This is a genomic window from bacterium (assembly GCA_040757115.1).
Lineage (GTDB): Bacteria > UBA9089 > CG2-30-40-21 > CG2-30-40-21 > SBAY01 > JBFLXS01.
This window is the reverse complement of the sequence record JBFLYA010000030.1, coordinates 11,233-26,595: the sequence shown is the minus strand read 5'-3', so window position 1 is coordinate 26,595 and position 15,363 is coordinate 11,233. Positions and strand designations below refer to the sequence as shown.

Sequence of the window (15,363 nt, the reverse complement as noted above, 5' to 3'; positions counted from 1 at the left end):
GAAGAGAAACTTAAAAGCAAAGGAGTTAACCCCAAAGTCTCCTGGCTGAACAACCACTCCTTAGACTTTCAGTTCAAGTGACCAGGGAAAAAAGTGGGAATAACTATCGGTTCGAAATAGGTGATAACGCATTTATTTCCGTCAATAACCGAAACAACTCCACCTACATCTAAGTGGTCTTTTGCAAGGATAGTAGCCGCTCGACCAGCGGCGGCTTGTGACTGGGCGATGGACTCTTCAATCAGCCTGGGTGAATGTGCCAGCCCACATAAAAACATACCCTCTGAAGCAAAATCTACCGGCCGAAGTTTCATATGCGCTTCAAGGAAAAATCGCTCGGCATTCAATGTTACCTTTTCAACAATGGAGATAAACTTTCATTTCCTGGGTCTGAAAGAATAGCCGGTGCCAGCACCACCAAATTCGGATTCAAAACCAATTTCTCTCCCATTATCGGGTCAACAACTTCTACTTCCAGGAGATTTTCGATTTCTGACTCAAAATCGGGGCTCGGGGCTCGGGACTCGGGGTTCGGGACTCGGGATTCGGGACTCGGAAAGAATCTAACTCCTGACATCTGACTTCTGTCATCAGTCATCTGTCCTCTGTGGTCTGTTGTCTGTGGTCTGTTGTCTGTCCTCTGTCTTCTGACCTTTGGTTTTGCATCTTCTTCGTATCGAATAAAGATTACTCCCGCCTCGCGTGCTTGACGATAGTAATCTTCACGGAAGCCGTAAGTCCTTATGTCTCGATACAGAATATAAATTTGTGTTTGGGGACTTATCTCTTTGAGTTATATTTTCCCCTTTTTCCCTACTTTTCCATTTTCCCTTACTTACACCTGAGCGCTTACGATATTCTTTAGAGATTGTAATTTGTCCCTGCACATTAGGTGTCTTTTCCCCCAACATTTTGTATTCTAATAAATTTTTGATTTGTTAATTTATGTTCTCTGCGGATTACACAGATTTGCTGATTTCACAAAAGGAGCTTTAGTTACGATCCTTTCGGTTCTTCTCTCCTTTCACCCCAAAACCGTTTTTCTTTTGGGTGCGTTTTCCACCATACTTGAGCCCGCTCAGTGAACTTTTCCATCCGTAACTTCAACGGGGGGTGAGAAAGAAAATAGTCCCGTATAATATTAGCCTCATCATCTGATTGTCTATTATCTATATGTTTTTCATACCAGGAATTAAGACTTTTGAATGCTTTGCCTACACAAAGCGGGTCATACTTTGTCTGTAAGATAAGGTTGTATGCATATTCATCTGCTTCGTTTTCCTGTGTTTTGCTGAAAGAATGCCGAATAAGAACAGCTATCGCCATATCAGCCAGTTGACCTAATGAAGCATTCTTTATTTTCCTCATAAGTAACTCATATTTTACTGCTTCAAAGCAATGTGATAATTCAATATGCCCCATTTCATGGGCAATAACTGCGGCAACCTCTGCCTCTGAGTTCAAAACTGTAAGCAGTGCCTTTGAAACAACAATTACTCCACCCGGAAGTGCATAGGCATTAGGTATTCCTCCATAATCATCAACATAAACACGGTACTTAAATGGCTTTTTGGCGTATCGGCTCAGATGAGTTACAATATTATTTAAATATATGTGCTCTGTACCTTTATCACTCAAAGAACACTCAATCTCTTTGGCTATCGCTTCTCCATATTCTTTTTCGTCAAGTACATCAACGGGAATGATTCTGGAAATCGCTGTGTTAACTGACTTGACTGATATTCCCAGTATTTGAAAAAAAGGAGCGAGTGTAGAGGATAAAGGTGTTTTTATTTGTTTTCTAAAACTAATGACTGTAAGCGAAATGCCAAAGATTATAATAATAAAAAGGAGTAAAAATCGCCAATTACCCATATCTATTGCCTCTGTTTATATTTGCTATAAATAAAATTCATACCAAGCATAATAATACCAACACATAAAAATACAACAGCCCTCATCAAAGTCCCCGCCTGTACCAAATCATAGAAAATAAGTCGGATAAGACAGAGGATAAGTCCTGCCATTGAAAGATACCGAAAGTTGTCCTCTCGCAATATAAGGCTGATAACAAAAATAAAAAAGCATTCTAATACTAAGAGAAGCGTTAATATTGATTTCTCAAATGAGAAATAAAGAAACATAGTGATACTGAGGAACAATGGGTAATAAATCCAGAGATTTTTTCTTTTTTGTATCACCCCAACCCAATGCGAAAGGGATTTAAGTATTGGTGGAAATTCGATAGGAGTAAAAATATTTTTTCGGTGAATCCACACGATGTACATAAATTGCAATACAATGGCAATTAATCCACTCATCCATGACTGCTCATGCCATTTTGTTGATGGCGTAATTTCTACTGCGGTTTTAAATGCTACATGAAATGCATTTGCCCACGAAAATAATAGCGAATAAAACTTTAATTGAGATAATCTTGATGAAAATGTTTGACCTAAAAATAGGCAGATAAATGCAGAGATTCCCCATGCTACAGGATGCCATTTAGAAGATAACTCAACAGCAATGGTAAGTACTGAAAAAAGCACAATAAGTTCCACCATCAATGGATAGATACGAATCCAATGTTTATCAATAATCTGCATCTGTGGTTTTTTATGGAGTAGCCAATACACAAATGTCAACAATGCGAATAGTTCTATTAAAAATCGCAGTTGAATGAGCCCGATGTATATTTCAGATTGTAGGTGAACACAAATATGCCGAATTAGAAAGAGTCCAATGAAAATATATCCGATGTGCATCAGAAAGCGGTCAGGTGAACCTTTTTGAATTATTGTATCACCATATTTTGTGCGCAAGAATGTTGCAATTTCTAAATTGATGATGCTGATACAAAGCCAGACAATTCCACTGATAAAAGGAGATATAGAATTAAATGCATAATGGACGGTAAATGCAAGATGAATATATAGCAGATAAATACCAACATATTTTGCATAATTGTTGATTTTTTCAAGGTAGGATAACTTAATACTGGCGAAGGATAAGAAAAAAAACGGCAGACTATATATAATTTTCTCATCCCAATTATTGAATCTATATATTTTATACCACCCAAGATAATAAACTCCCAAAAGATACAGGAGGATGCCAATACCGAATCCATTGAGTTGATATTTCTGCCGTGCATACAGAAAACTTATTCCGATTATCATTACTACAACTGGTCCCCACATCATCTGAGCTAAATGAAAATAGACAGTAAATCCCATAATGGGTAACAGAATTCCGGATACCGAAAACTTGTGCAAATACTCAGAACCTGTTTTTGTAATATAAACTGATATACAGTCAAAAACCTCTCCTCCATATTTTGCTTGATACAAATGGAAGAAAACTCCTATCACTACGGTAATTAACAGTGTTGTTGAATGTTTATATAGTAACATAGTATCAGAAAAATTGATACTCTTAAATGCGGTAATCAGTAAGATAAGAGATAATACATTGGCAAGCCATATCCCGATACGGAAAAGAAGCCTTTCATTTTCTTTCAAAACCACAAAACTATACAATAATGTTTCAAGATACATTAATCCCAAAAGGTAATATATTTCCATTTTCCACATAGTCATTGATACAATCGCCAGCAAAATCCCAATTTGGGCGACCAGCATATCAGTCGTATAAACCCACCGAATGCCTTTCTTTTTTGCTTTTTGGGCAATGAAAAATGATACAAATGCACCAACGATAATAATAATTGGTCTGCCATTAAAATCAAATGAATGTATCCAAATACCAATACCAAAATAAAACCAGTTTAGAAAATGGGAGATAAATGGGATGTATTCGAAATTTTTAGTTTTATAAATATCCCGATAATGAACTAATAAGGCAGTAAAACTGACCAACGCTACATTTCCCATACCCAGATAATGTTGGATATCGGTCATCTCTGCAGTTTTAGTAAAATACCAGTATAGGTGATAAAGGAAAAAAGCTGAGATACAGGTAATTAGATGATATTCCCATTTTTCTTTATAATTAATCACAATGCCTAACAATGTTACAATTCCAGCAACAATAAAAACAATAGTTGTTTGTGGGGCTATTGATAGTGCAATGAGATTTAATACCACATGGAATGAGGCATAAAGCGGCGTCTTGCCAATGTAACTTAAATATATATTTGCACTGATTCCAAACAGTAGTAAAACAAGTGCGTTGAAAGGGTCTATAATCCATTGTAGCCCGGGAATACCACCAGAACCCAAGCAGGCAAATAAAAAGATTGCCCCAGCACTACTTCTCAACCATAGTGATAACTTACGCCATGGTGGTTTTTCCTTCAAAATAAAAAATAAGCCCGTCAATATCCCCGAAAAAATCACCATGATAATAAATCGATAAAATGGTGTGCATTTTAGTGCGGCATAGATACCTAAGAATGCTACCCCCATAACCATAGTAATTGCACCTAATATTCCTGTCCAATTCTCAGCAAATTTTTCAGTAAGTTTTGGCAACCAGTCACATTTTGTCTTCAAAATAGGAGATACTTCTTGTAGCTGGACTTTTTCAGAAGTAACTGGTTGAACTTCAAAAGCAAGTTCTGGTTGTGGCTCAGCAAATTTGGATTCATCTAAGGAGGGTAAAGTAGGCTCTATTTCTTTTTCTGGTAAGTGGGTTGATTGGATATTTTTTAAATCCTCTAAATCTTCTTCAATAGACGCAATGTGGGCTAAAATTGTCTTAAATTTACTTCTTAATCGTATAACCAAAAATAACAGGAATAGAATACAAAGCAAGTTAAAATTATTTACATTACCTGAGGCGGCGGAAATACCTGCTATAATTACAACTACGATAAGTATTAAAAAAGCATTCATTCTACACCTTCAACTGATAGAAATTTGCTTTTTGAGTGTTTTGACTGTTATACCCATTTTTGTTCCCTCTGAAAGTATTTTAGCGAGAATTTTACTCTCTGTCAATCAAAAAGTTTTCCTCTGAACTATTTATGCGAGCTAACGATAAAGTTCAGGTGCGGCGGGGAGAATTACCACAAAAGTTTGATAGCAAGATAAAACTTTGAGAGACCACAAAACTCTGACCACGGCACAGTCCCCCGCAGTCAGGTGCAGCGAAGGGTTAGAAAAAGCTGCACTTCGCCGTCTCTTTCTTTTTACTTCCTCTATCGTAACTATTCAGCCTGTAGGAAAGTAGGAGAGTAGGGAAGTAGGAAAGGGGAGACATTGTCCCCAGAAGAGGAATACCGTGCACATCCTTTATCCCTTTCCTACTACCTACTTGCCTACTATTTCCTCCTGAAAGTAGGAAGTAGGAGAGTAGGAAAGTAAGAAAGGTATTATCTAATTCTATCTAAAGATCTTAATTATCTGCCAGATTTTCAATCCATTTGGGATATATCTGAAGAAGTGAGTAGGATGCTTATAGGTTTAATCAAATCAATTAAGAGTAAAATAGTATGAAGTATTTTCCCCTCTTCCTACTTCCTACTTTCCTACTTCCTACTTCCTACTTGCTTGGTATGCTGAATAGTTACCCTCTATCTTACTTAACTATCACCTTTCAGTAGCCCCTCTTAGCCTCCCCCTGTTGCTTCTAAGGAATAAGCAACTCTTTCAGGAAAGCATCAATCTCGCAGTCCTGGTATAGTCCACTAAAGGAGCAAATATTCTCACCAAAACTTCCAACAGGAATAACTCATCCTTCTTCTTGTCTGCCCAGCCTGTCTAACGATAAAGTTCAGATGCGGCGGGGAGAATTACCACCAAACTTTCATAAGCAAGATAAAACTCTGGTAAACTACAAAACTATCTCAATCACGCCACAGCCCCTCGCAGTCAGGTGCAGCGAAGGGTTAGAATTTTTCTTTTATATCCTCACACAAAGCCTCAAAGTACACAAAGATTTATTCTTTTTATTCAATTTCTTTGTGACTTTGTATGATTATTTTTTCATTCTAACGACAAAGTTCAGCGGCGGCGGGGAGGATTACCACTAAACTTTGTAAACACGATTATCCATTGAGATATTACAAAACTTTCAATCACGGTACAGTCCCCCGCCGTCCGCTGCAACGATTTGTTGTGCGGTCATTATTCTTCTTTTTTGCTTGGGTCGACTACTCTACCGAGAAACAAAATACTTCCTGTGGTATTGTCACGGATGAAAAAAACAAATGGGTGATCTGCTTTGAAGGTTCGTATTCTAGGAAGACGACCTCCTACCTTCATAGTCACAGCTGTGGCTGCGGCTGCCTCAGTACCCTCTTCATTGACTTCAACGAAGGCTTTATGAAGGACCAAACTGATATACAGATCTTTCGTGCCATCCATGCCAGAGAAGTCAGCCCGGCTAAAAACGAAAGCATCTCGCATACCCAATGCTTTGAGCTGATCGTTCAGTTCAAATGTACCCCAAGTTATTTTGAACTTAGGTAGGTAAACCTTGACTTCCTCCTCAGTAAGGTTGGAAAACCAAGAATCGAGTTTCCTTTCTGACAATTGATTCTCAATATCGGAAAGGCCATTTGGGTCCTGTGGGAGAAGAATTATCATTGATAATTGCTTGCCAATATAGGGCAACTCCAACAATTGAGCCTTTTCTATCTCCCGGTATCTGAACTTACCTTTCTGCTGCATCATAGGAACTCGCTTCTTCTCGCCGTTTAATAAGGTGAAGTTGATGTTGGCTGTTTGTTTTGGATCGAATTGACTGGCCCAGTCTCCTTTGAAATAAATAGCGTTGACCAAGACGAGACGGACTAGAGGATTCAGACCGCCTTTACGAATAAGGTCTTTGATCTTCTCCTTTGTCTCATCTTCAACCCATTTGTTGATGATCCTACAAGCTTCCTCCACTGCTTTGGTGTAGTCCAATGGTGTGATGGAGACTCCGTAGTGCTGCTTTATCAACGAGATGTATTCAGGAAGAAAACGGTAGTCCTTTTGAGGCCAAAGGGAATTCGCAATGTGCAATTGCACTTTCCTTTTCCTCTGTACTTCGTCAAGCCTCGTGTCCAGTTCAGCAAATGCCAGATGGGTTTTTTCTTTAAGTGTGAAATGCAGACTATTTTCCATCTCCTTTGCCGTGTTGCCTCGTGCACCGCCATAAGTCATGGCCAGTGCGACCGAGATACTGTACGGAGAGAAAAAGAGATTGGCTTCCGTCGTCTCTTTCAACTTTGAATACAAATCAAGCGCAAACTGGGTATTACCATTGACAACGGCCTTTAGATCAGCAGAGGGCGCCTCTGCAGAGAACACGCGTGGTATTGCGGCCAGAATTACCAGGAAAAGTGTTACAGCGGTATGAAATCCTCGCATTTTCTTTCAACCTCCTTCCGCACAACGATAGAGCTCACCTGCTGCGGGGAGGACTACCACCAAACTTTGTAAACAAGATAAAAGCTTGAGATACCACAAAACATTGAAAACGGCACAGCCCCCCGCAGTCAGGTGCAGCGATTGGTTAGACAAAAGCTGCATTTTGCTGAGTTAATTCTGCTTTCGAGTGAGTGTTGACAAATCTTTTCATCTATATAATTTGATGAATATTGCATAACCCATTGAAAAACAATAGATTGAATATAGATGTAAAGATACTCCACTTTTTCATTTATGATCAAAATCTTATGATATGAATTAGTGAATACTCCATGTAAGTTTATACCTAATTTCTTAATTGCTTTATTTTAATAGAGTTATACATACACTAAAATTTGTTCATCGTCAAACAAAATGTAGTTTTTCTTGTCAACACTCACTCGAGGTCTGACCCCGGCACTATCCGACCCCGTCACTATCCTCGTCTGGTTCATTTTTTTGTTAGACGCCATATAACTCAAATCTCATATTAAATCAGCAATTCTTTCCATCTCAGGAATGTCATTTATTACAAAATCAGGGTTTACATATTTAATTTTTTCTTCTATATATTTTGCATATTTGAGAACCAGCACTGTTTTAAATCCTAATTGCTTTGGTATAAGAATATCAGCTTCAAGTCTATCTCCAACTATAACCATTCTTCTATTTGGATTACCATTCTTTTGGAGAATATATTTATAGAAATCTTTATTGGTTTTTTCAACTCCAATATCTTCAGACACGAAAATTAAGTTGGGTTCTAAATATGAAATTATTCTTAATCGCACAAGAGTTTCTAACTGTTCTACGATAGTACCATCTGAAGCAATTCCAAGCAACATCTTCTTATTCTGTAAATGTTGGAATGTTTTTAAAATCTTTGAATCAGGTTTAATTTTGCTCCTTACATAATTTCTATATTCAAGGAGAAAATTAGCATAAACTTTGTAGTTATCCTCACGACCAAGATTTTTCCATGCTTTTTTTATTATTTCAAAATCTGAGTAAGTATGATGTATATGGGCAAAAGTAGTATCTTTGTCTGCCTCTAAATAGGCTATAATAAATTTTTCCTCATCATCGATGAATTTTAACTTTTTCAATTTCTTAGCAGAGTGTTCTAACGCTCCATTAATAATAGCATCTCCATCAATTAAAGTTTTTCCAATATCAAATAATATAACTTTTTCCATTAATAACCTCCCTCAATCTATTATATGCTGGTCTATTTTATTTAACTGATATACATGAGAACCTATAACCTTCCCACTTACTATAACTTCGAATTGGTTGTACTTAACTATTTCCATTTTAGGGAGATTTTCGTAGAAGAATTTGGCTGCAGCAATAACCCCGTAAGTATGACAACCTGCAAATATGAAGACCTTGTTCCTTCTGTTATTGGGATTTACTGTTTTGATAATTATTCCATAATCTTCTAATATTCTATCGTCTTCTACTTTAGGTTTATATATTTTTTTATTCAGTAAGTCTATTAAGTTATCGTTTTCATCGAACACAACTGGTGGATGTATCTCTTCAAGGAATAATTTTGTTACCCAATTATGTTTATGTCCTCCTAAACAAATACCAGTTGACCCAAGGAGTTCGGAAGAGAAATTATCGGTTTTTGAGTCTCGGGTGAAATATAGATGATTAATTTCTAAATTGGGATATCCCTTTTTAATAGAATTTAAAATATAAGCAAAACCATAAATATGGCCTAAAGTAGTAATTCTCTTTTTATAGACACCTGTATCTATTTCTCCAGGACTCGCTATAAAAACACAAATTTGCTCATCCTTTCTAAACTGCCAAGTTTTTTGGAGTGGTCTTAATTCTCTCAAATATTGAACTGCCTTAGCTATTAAGTAACCTATGATAGTAGAAATTAAAGAAGCAATTACTCCAATCAACAATGAACTCACTTAAGCCCTCCTAAAGATCATTTTTCTTCCAGTGGTATACGTCTAACGATAAAGTTCAGGTGCGGCGGGGAGGATTGCCACTAAACTTTGTCCGCATGATTATCCCTTGAGATACTACAAAACTTTCAATCACGGCACAGTCCCTCGCCGTCCGCTGCAACGACTGATTAAGTAAAAATTCCACTTCGCCGTCTTTTTTCCTTCCTTCCTAATTTTTCCTGTATTCCATAACCAAAGTCTGATTTCAATTCAACTCCTTGACTTAATTTTGAACTGGCAAACCGATTTAAACTGACTCCTGATTCTGCCGCCTTAATTGCAAGCTTCCGATGAACTTCAGGTGGGACGCGTACCATAAATTTACCACTATACTGTTTACAGGATATTGCATTAGGTATAGTTTCACCATTTTCAAACATATCTTTTATAACATCAGCAACTAATCTCTGTATCCCTTTTAAGGCATCTTCAGAAGTTTTAGCAAGCCAACTCAAACCTGGAAACTCTATACATAAACCAACATATTCATTATCATCCTCTGACCATGTTACTCGATAGGTATAACGATCATTTTTTATGGCCATGTTCTACCTCCAATCTTTCAATAGCTAAAATGACCTGTTTTATTTGGTATGTTTTAGCTTTTCCTTTATTATTTTGTATGTTAATCCGTGGATTACCTTGCCATGGAGTTTTATATACTCGGTGACTACTACTACTCTGACGAGATTTTCCAAAGTAGTAATTACATACCTTGCACAACTCACTGAATCGGATATCGTTAGGATTCCGCTTCATACGGGTAATAATTTCTTCAACCTTTGCCATGTAAATATAGTATCATTGTTGATATTTGTTGTCAAGTGAAAAAATCGGTCAGGAGTAATGCGTCACTGAAATGGGGGATTCTCCTGAAAGTAGGAAGTAGGAGAGTAGGAAAGTAGGAAAGGGGGAGACATTGCCCCCAGAAGAGGAATACCGTGCACATCCTTTATCCCTTTCCTACTTCCCTACTACCTACTTGCCTACTATTTTCATTGCTCTGTCCTCCGCAGGTTAATGTTCATTCCCCCAAATAACTGACGTATTACGGTCAGGATCAGCGATTGATTAAGTAAAAATTCCACTTCGCCGTCTTTTCTTCTTATTTCTACATAATCAAGGTCTGGTATAATACTTTTATATTTTAGAGATAATAAAAAGATTTATGTAACTATTCATCACGAAGAGCACGAAGGTCACGAAGATTGGACAAGACAAATCTTTTTATGCCTTTTTTCAAACTTTCTACATTGAAATTTATCAACAAGCCAACTTTAATATTTGCTAACTTTATTAGATATTTCATCAAATTTCACTTCGTGTTCTTCCGGGGTACCCACTTGTGGGTCGTTCGTGGTTTAATCTCTTTTAGTCTAACACTGAGTTCAGCGGTGGCGGAGAGGATTACCACCAAACTTTGTCCGCACGATTAACCTTTGAGATACTATAAAACTTTCAATCACGGCACAGTCCCCCGCCGTCAACTGCAACGCAGGGTTAGACAAAAGCTTTGATTCGCTGTCTTTTCCTTTTCCTCTGCCTCACCAAATTATTGTGCATTCCACATTCACGGTTTGACCCTAATATCTCCTTTAATTGATGTATCGGACTTTCACAAGCCGTAATGAACCTCGATAGACTGTGCCTCCGATATGACGCACAGCGTCCCTCCCCCGTCCGCAAACACAAGTGTTCCGCGGACGCGAAGGATAGCACTCGGCACAATACACCCTGCCACACTCCCAACATTGTTCCGCATAGCCGATGCCGGAGACCATTTCTTCCCGCAAAAGCATCACTCCACCTCTGCCTGTGAACTTAAGGACCTGCATTTGGTGAAAGCATGTTTCGCACTTCTGAATAGGCGGCTCAAAGGGGAAAAGCCAGTAAAAGATTGCGGATATCACAGCACCGACTATAATGGCGACGAGAAATACGACTGTCCCCATGTCTCACCTCTTTCGCCTTATGACTGCGTTGATCACCAAGAAGGCAGCCAAGATACCGACTATGAGCAGGAAGTTCTTGGGCATACCCAGTATCGCGGCACCAATCACTGTTACTACGGCGAGAATTGCCATAGTTGTTGGATTGTGAGCTCTGGGTCCGTAGATGGGTGTACCGCATCGTTCACAGGTGTCATTGGGTGACAAGGTACTCCCAGCATCTTGAATATGTCCGCATTTCTTACATTGTATGGGTATCATCCCGTTGTCTCCTATCTGCCTAACAATTGAGTTCAGCGGCGGCAGGGAGAATTGCCACCAAACTTTGTAAGCACGATTACCTATTGATATACTACAAAACTCTCAATTACAGCACAGTCCCCCGCCGTCCGCTGCAACGAATTGTTAGGTCAATAAACTTCATCATGTTTTCCTATATCTACAAATACCACCCTATTCCTATCAGCAAAATAAAATATTACCCGGACATCGTATTCAATACTAAAACTCCATAATTCTTGTAGTCTTCCTGATAACTTGTGTGTCTTCAAAATTCTATCAAAAGGAGCTTTTGTAAACATCTCTACTCTTTCCCAAAATTTCCGTTCTAACTCATCAGACCATTTAATCCTTTTCTTATACGCTCTTTTAAAAGAAGAACTAAAACTGATTTCTATCACTTTTCTACCATTTTCCTTAGTTTGCGGACATTACTTGAAAATTCTAACTTCCCTTTTTCAGCTTCTTTCAAGCTATTTTGATAATTTTTATAGATTTCTTCTCTCCGTTCCTCTATAAGATACCTCTCCATCAAAAATTTAAGTTCCTCTTTTTCTTCAATTGATAATGATTTTACAGTGTCAATTAAATTATCATATGTCAATGTATTCATGACTATCCTCCAATTTTTCAGACCTAACGACCGAGCTCAGCCACCGAGCGTAAGCTATGTCGGCTGCAGCGAGTTGTTAGAACTCTTTTTCAAAACCGTGAGCAATAAAAGTTCCCCCTAAGACAACTCCATCAGGAAACTTTACCTTGATACTGCCTAAGCCATGATTTGCTTTTGGATCTATGTCAATAACAACACCACCCGTTCTGTGTGTCGTTTTTACTTTATCTCCGACTTTAAAAGGGCAAGTTACACTTTTCATTGAATGTTCGATTTTCTTTTTTGCCAATAACTCTGATATAAGATATCTAATTCCCCCAAATAGTCCAGATTTTTTAGGTTTCTCATAAATAGGCGAGCCATCTTCTGAATATTTTTCGCCATCGTCGCCTTGAACGAACCAATTATATCTTTTTGCCATCTTGACAAAATCTATTACTTGTTCTTTCGAAGGATTTTTAATTGTAATTGTCCCTTCATCAAAATAAAGCCAATTCGATATCTGATATTTTTGAATATCTTCCCATTCGGTTTGGGTAAATACATTCTCCTTATCAAACCAATTTTCTTTTTTTACCAGATACAGATTGTATCCCATAATATTTTAGTTCTACCAATTGAGTTCAGCGGCGGCAGGGAGAATTGCCACCAAACTTTGTAAACAAGATAAAAGCTTGAGATACCACAAAACTCTAATTACGGCACAGCCCCCCGTAGTCAGGTGCAGCGAGTGATTAAGCATATTGTTTTTGTCTCTTAATAATATCAATTAATGATCTTAATGCTTGATTTACAGATTCATGGTCAGGGAAAAATTTGATAACATCAGTATCAATAACTACAACATTTGTCCCTTCGCAGTATTTTTTTACGTATTTTCCCTGAATACCTTTGCTGAAATCATATTCTTCAAGCATATCCCGATCTTTTTGCATTCTCTTCATATTGTCTCCTTTCATTTTCTGTTGCCTTTCTCGAGCTTATTATTCTAATTTTATCCCCTCTTTCTGTATGAACAGTTACTAACACACGATGTTTAAGTGAATTCCCAATTAAAATAAATCTGTCTTCTTGCTCAGAATGTAACGGATCATAGATTGTTAATGATAGTGTATCGCTAAAAGTTGTGCTGGCTTCATCAAAAGATATACCATGGACATTTATATTCTTAATTGCTTTTCTTGGATCCCACTCAAATAATAACATATTTCATTTTACCAATTCATCTTGAGTGTTAATATTCTATTTGTCTAACGCTGAGTTCAGCGGCGGCGGGGAGAATTGCCACTAAACTTTATATACACAACAAAACTTTGGTCAACCACAAAACTTTGAGAAGTGGTTAGCTCCCCCGCCGTCCGATGCAACGACTGGTTAGAATTCTCTTGCTATTCTCTACAAATGATTCAATGGCTATATCTCTGTCAGTTCTGGGACATGTTCGTCCTCATACTTTTCAATCAGCACACCAATCACTTCCATCAACGAGGATAGGGGATGACTTTCATTCTCACCTACCACATCAATCAAAGCATCAAGTAAAGCCACAAGTCGTTGATATTCACTCTCCGTATGCGGAGCAAATACGACTGGTGCGAGTGTTGGCCAGACGCGTTCCGCTGTTTGTACTTCTACCATCATGGGTTACTCCTTCCATAAGCCTTTATTATACTCGTCGTGCGTTAATACAGCACGAATGTAAACCTTCTGTCGATTGTAATGGATAGCTGCAATTAGACGCACTTTGCGGCCAATATTAAAAACGGTCAATTTTCCTATCTGGTCAGCGTCCTGAAAGACTGCACGCAATTCTGGAAACGAACGAAACCGTCCCGATTTCATCAAACCATACCAATGTTGAAGAACCAACTTGGCATCAGGATGTTTCTCTGCAAATTCATTCAACCGTTTTCGAGTAATGATATGCATTGACCTTTCCCTTTCATTTCTATGGAATGTGGATATCTCGATTTGATATTCGCGATAATACGCTCCACCTTATGTCTAACGATAAAGTTCAGGTGCGGCGGGGAGAATTACCACAAAAGTTTGATAGCAAGATAAAACTTTGAGAGACCACAAAACTCTGACCACGGCACAGTCCCCCGCCGTCAACTGCAACGCAGGGTTAGACAAAAGCTTTGATTCGCTGTCTTTTCCTTTTCCTCTGCCTCACCAAATTATTGTGCATTCCACATTCACGGTTTGACCGTAAAATATCTCCAACTATCTCTGTCCGAATGGATTGAGCACCTTAAGTCGCCTTTCAATAATTAATCCCTCTTGCAAGTCTTCGGAATATAGAATGGGAACACCCACACTGAGTGCACTTGCTATAATCGTGCTGTCCCAAAAGGACAAGGAATACTGCTGGCGAAGTTGCGACGCAGTCAATAGCACTGACTTGTTTAACTCAGTAACGACGTATTTCTCATAGAACGACTCGATGAGTTGGCATACTTGTTCTTCGGTAAAGTTGGCTTGCTTCAGCAAGTTGACACATACTTCGTTGATCACCTGTGTACTAAGCATAGGTGCCGTTTCTTGAATCAGCGCGCGTGCTATTCCCGATTTGGTTGAGTCATCCCCTTCGATAAAGGCATATAGCCAGATATTCGTATCAATGAAGCAAGTTGTGCGTTCGTTATCTGGCATAGACTTCTTCTCTCGTTAAAGAACGAAAACCTTTTACTTGCACAGGATGTGCAAGTAATTCATCAATGAAATTCACAGCAGGTTTGTTTCCTTCAACCAGCAAGATCACACGCACGCGCTTCGTGAGATTGCTGAGGTATCTGTGAGGAATCTCAATGATATTGTTCTTGACTGTGGTTTGAAATTCTATAGCATTCATCGTCCACCTCATTCAATCAACAAGTTCAAATTCTGTGATAGCATAGTCCAGTTTTCTTCTTAAGCATAAATAGTAAGTTGGTATCCGGCTAACGATTGAGCTCACCTGCTGCGAGGGGAAATTACCACTAAACTTTATAACTAGGTTAAAACTTTGATAAAGCACAAAACTATTTCAATCACGCCACAGCCCCTCGCAGTCAGGTGCAGCGAATGGTTAGAAAAAGCTGCACACTGCCGTCTTTTTTCTTTTCTCCTTGCTGGCTAAAGTATCTTATTTCAGAATACCAATTCACAATTCAAGATGCGACCCTACTCCCTACCCGACCCTACTCCCTACC

The 15,363-nt window shown here is 38.4% G+C and carries 17 protein-coding genes and 2 pseudogenes; all 19 read right to left on the bottom strand.

The features are described 5' to 3' along the window. Window positions 1-68 precede the first annotated feature (68 nt). A complete protein-coding gene (locus AB1422_04050; GenBank protein MEW6618508.1) occupies window positions 69-314 on the bottom strand; it encodes a hypothetical protein in 246 nt (81 codons plus the stop codon). A gap of 35 nt (window positions 315-349) precedes the next feature. Continuing rightward, on the bottom strand, window positions 350-598 hold the full coding sequence (locus AB1422_04045; protein MEW6618507.1) for a hypothetical protein: 249 nt from the start codon (window positions 596-598) through the stop codon (window positions 350-352). Between the two features lie 398 nt (window positions 599-996). Continuing rightward, window positions 997-1,875 carry a M48 family metallopeptidase gene (locus tag AB1422_04040; protein MEW6618506.1) on the bottom strand — a complete coding sequence of 293 codons (879 nt, stop codon included), beginning with the start codon at window positions 1,873-1,875 and terminating at the stop codon, window positions 997-999. A gap of 2 nt (window positions 1,876-1,877) precedes the next feature. Continuing rightward, window positions 1,878-4,856: a hypothetical protein gene (locus AB1422_04035; GenBank protein ID MEW6618505.1), complete on the bottom strand. Its 2,979-nt coding sequence runs from the start codon at window positions 4,854-4,856 to the stop codon at window positions 1,878-1,880. A 1,233-nt stretch (window positions 4,857-6,089) separates the two neighbouring features. Continuing rightward, on the bottom strand, window positions 6,090-7,319 hold the full coding sequence (locus AB1422_04030) for a serpin family protein (protein ID MEW6618504.1): 1,230 nt from the start codon (window positions 7,317-7,319) through the stop codon (window positions 6,090-6,092). 524 nt (window positions 7,320-7,843) lie between these two features. Further along, window positions 7,844-8,554 (bottom strand): HAD-IA family hydrolase, encoded by a 711-nt coding sequence (locus AB1422_04025; protein ID MEW6618503.1) that lies wholly within the window; start codon window positions 8,552-8,554, stop codon window positions 7,844-7,846. Window positions 8,555-8,566: 12 nt separating this feature from the next. Then, window positions 8,567-9,289 (bottom strand): hypothetical protein, encoded by a 723-nt coding sequence (locus tag AB1422_04020; protein MEW6618502.1) that lies wholly within the window; start codon window positions 9,287-9,289, stop codon window positions 8,567-8,569. Window positions 9,290-9,546: 257 nt separating this feature from the next. Beyond that, window positions 9,547-9,873: pseudogene (locus AB1422_04015) on the bottom strand (type II toxin-antitoxin system HicB family antitoxin). Continuing rightward, entirely contained in the window at window positions 9,857-10,117 is a 261-nt protein-coding gene (locus AB1422_04010; protein ID MEW6618501.1) for a toxin HicA, read from the bottom strand. Before AB1422_04010 ends, AB1422_04015 begins: the two are co-directional and overlap by 17 nt. Before the next feature lie 385 nt (window positions 10,118-10,502). Next, window positions 10,503-10,640, bottom strand: a pseudogene (locus AB1422_04005) (GxxExxY protein). Window positions 10,641-11,687: 1,047 nt separating this feature from the next. Further along, the gene (locus AB1422_04000) at window positions 11,688-11,954 is read right to left on the bottom strand and encodes a type II toxin-antitoxin system YafQ family toxin (protein MEW6618500.1); all 267 of its coding nucleotides are present in this window, start codon (window positions 11,952-11,954) and stop codon (window positions 11,688-11,690) included. Further along, window positions 11,954-12,169: a hypothetical protein gene (locus AB1422_03995; protein ID MEW6618499.1), complete on the bottom strand. Its 216-nt coding sequence runs from the start codon at window positions 12,167-12,169 to the stop codon at window positions 11,954-11,956. Before AB1422_03995 ends, AB1422_04000 begins: the two co-directional genes overlap by 1 nt. Before the next feature lie 76 nt (window positions 12,170-12,245). Then, complete coding sequence (locus AB1422_03990; protein MEW6618498.1) at window positions 12,246-12,767, bottom strand: hypothetical protein; 522 nt, start codon at window positions 12,765-12,767, stop codon at window positions 12,246-12,248. A gap of 136 nt (window positions 12,768-12,903) precedes the next feature. Continuing rightward, window positions 12,904-13,113, bottom strand: a complete 210-nt coding sequence (locus AB1422_03985) for a hypothetical protein (GenBank protein ID MEW6618497.1) — start codon at window positions 13,111-13,113, stop codon at window positions 12,904-12,906. Beyond that, window positions 13,079-13,375: a BrnT family toxin gene (locus tag AB1422_03980; GenBank protein ID MEW6618496.1), complete on the bottom strand. Its 297-nt coding sequence runs from the start codon at window positions 13,373-13,375 to the stop codon at window positions 13,079-13,081. The genes AB1422_03985 and AB1422_03980 overlap by 35 nt, the downstream gene beginning before the upstream one ends. A gap of 207 nt (window positions 13,376-13,582) precedes the next feature. Further along, window positions 13,583-13,810: a hypothetical protein gene (locus AB1422_03975; protein ID MEW6618495.1), complete on the bottom strand. Its 228-nt coding sequence runs from the start codon at window positions 13,808-13,810 to the stop codon at window positions 13,583-13,585. A gap of 3 nt (window positions 13,811-13,813) precedes the next feature. After that, a complete protein-coding gene (locus AB1422_03970) occupies window positions 13,814-14,098 on the bottom strand; it encodes a type II toxin-antitoxin system HigB family toxin (GenBank protein ID MEW6618494.1) in 285 nt (94 codons plus the stop codon). Between the two features lie 297 nt (window positions 14,099-14,395). Continuing rightward, window positions 14,396-14,824 (bottom strand): PIN domain-containing protein, encoded by a 429-nt coding sequence (locus AB1422_03965; protein MEW6618493.1) that lies wholly within the window; start codon window positions 14,822-14,824, stop codon window positions 14,396-14,398. Further along, window positions 14,814-15,023: a hypothetical protein gene (locus AB1422_03960; protein ID MEW6618492.1), complete on the bottom strand. Its 210-nt coding sequence runs from the start codon at window positions 15,021-15,023 to the stop codon at window positions 14,814-14,816. The genes AB1422_03965 and AB1422_03960 overlap by 11 nt, the downstream gene beginning before the upstream one ends. Between the last annotated feature and the right edge of the window lie 340 nt (window positions 15,024-15,363).

Excerpts from the sequence above, each read along its gene's own strand:
- AB1422_04050 (MEW6618508.1), bottom strand. The coding sequence starts at position 314 with ATGAAACTTCGGCCGGTAGATTTTGCTTCAGAGGGTATGTTTTTATGT.
- AB1422_04025 (MEW6618503.1), bottom strand. The coding sequence starts at position 8,554 with ATGGAAAAAGTTATATTATTTGATATTGGAAAAACTTTAATTGATGGA.
- AB1422_03980 (MEW6618496.1), bottom strand. The coding sequence starts at position 13,375 with ATGTTATTATTTGAGTGGGATCCAAGAAAAGCAATTAAGAATATAAAT.
- AB1422_03995 (MEW6618499.1), bottom strand. The coding sequence starts at position 12,169 with ATGAATACATTGACATATGATAATTTAATTGACACTGTAAAATCATTA.
- AB1422_03960 (MEW6618492.1), bottom strand. The coding sequence starts at position 15,023 with ATGAATGCTATAGAATTTCAAACCACAGTCAAGAACAATATCATTGAG.
- AB1422_04040 (MEW6618506.1), bottom strand. The coding sequence starts at position 1,875 with ATGGGTAATTGGCGATTTTTACTCCTTTTTATTATTATAATCTTTGGC.
- AB1422_03970 (MEW6618494.1), bottom strand. The coding sequence starts at position 14,098 with ATGCATATCATTACTCGAAAACGGTTGAATGAATTTGCAGAGAAACAT.
- AB1422_03990 (MEW6618498.1), bottom strand. The coding sequence starts at position 12,767 with ATGGGATACAATCTGTATCTGGTAAAAAAAGAAAATTGGTTTGATAAG.
- AB1422_03965 (MEW6618493.1), bottom strand. The coding sequence starts at position 14,824 with ATGCCAGATAACGAACGCACAACTTGCTTCATTGATACGAATATCTGG.
- AB1422_04030 (MEW6618504.1), bottom strand. The coding sequence starts at position 7,319 with ATGCGAGGATTTCATACCGCTGTAACACTTTTCCTGGTAATTCTGGCC.
- AB1422_04010 (MEW6618501.1), bottom strand. The coding sequence starts at position 10,117 with ATGGCAAAGGTTGAAGAAATTATTACCCGTATGAAGCGGAATCCTAAC.
- AB1422_04045 (MEW6618507.1), bottom strand. The coding sequence starts at position 598 with ATGACTGATGACAGAAGTCAGATGTCAGGAGTTAGATTCTTTCCGAGT.
- AB1422_03975 (MEW6618495.1), bottom strand. The coding sequence starts at position 13,810 with ATGATGGTAGAAGTACAAACAGCGGAACGCGTCTGGCCAACACTCGCA.
- AB1422_04035 (MEW6618505.1), bottom strand. The coding sequence starts at position 4,856 with ATGAATGCTTTTTTAATACTTATCGTAGTTGTAATTATAGCAGGTATT.
- AB1422_03985 (MEW6618497.1), bottom strand. The coding sequence starts at position 13,113 with ATGAAGAGAATGCAAAAAGATCGGGATATGCTTGAAGAATATGATTTC.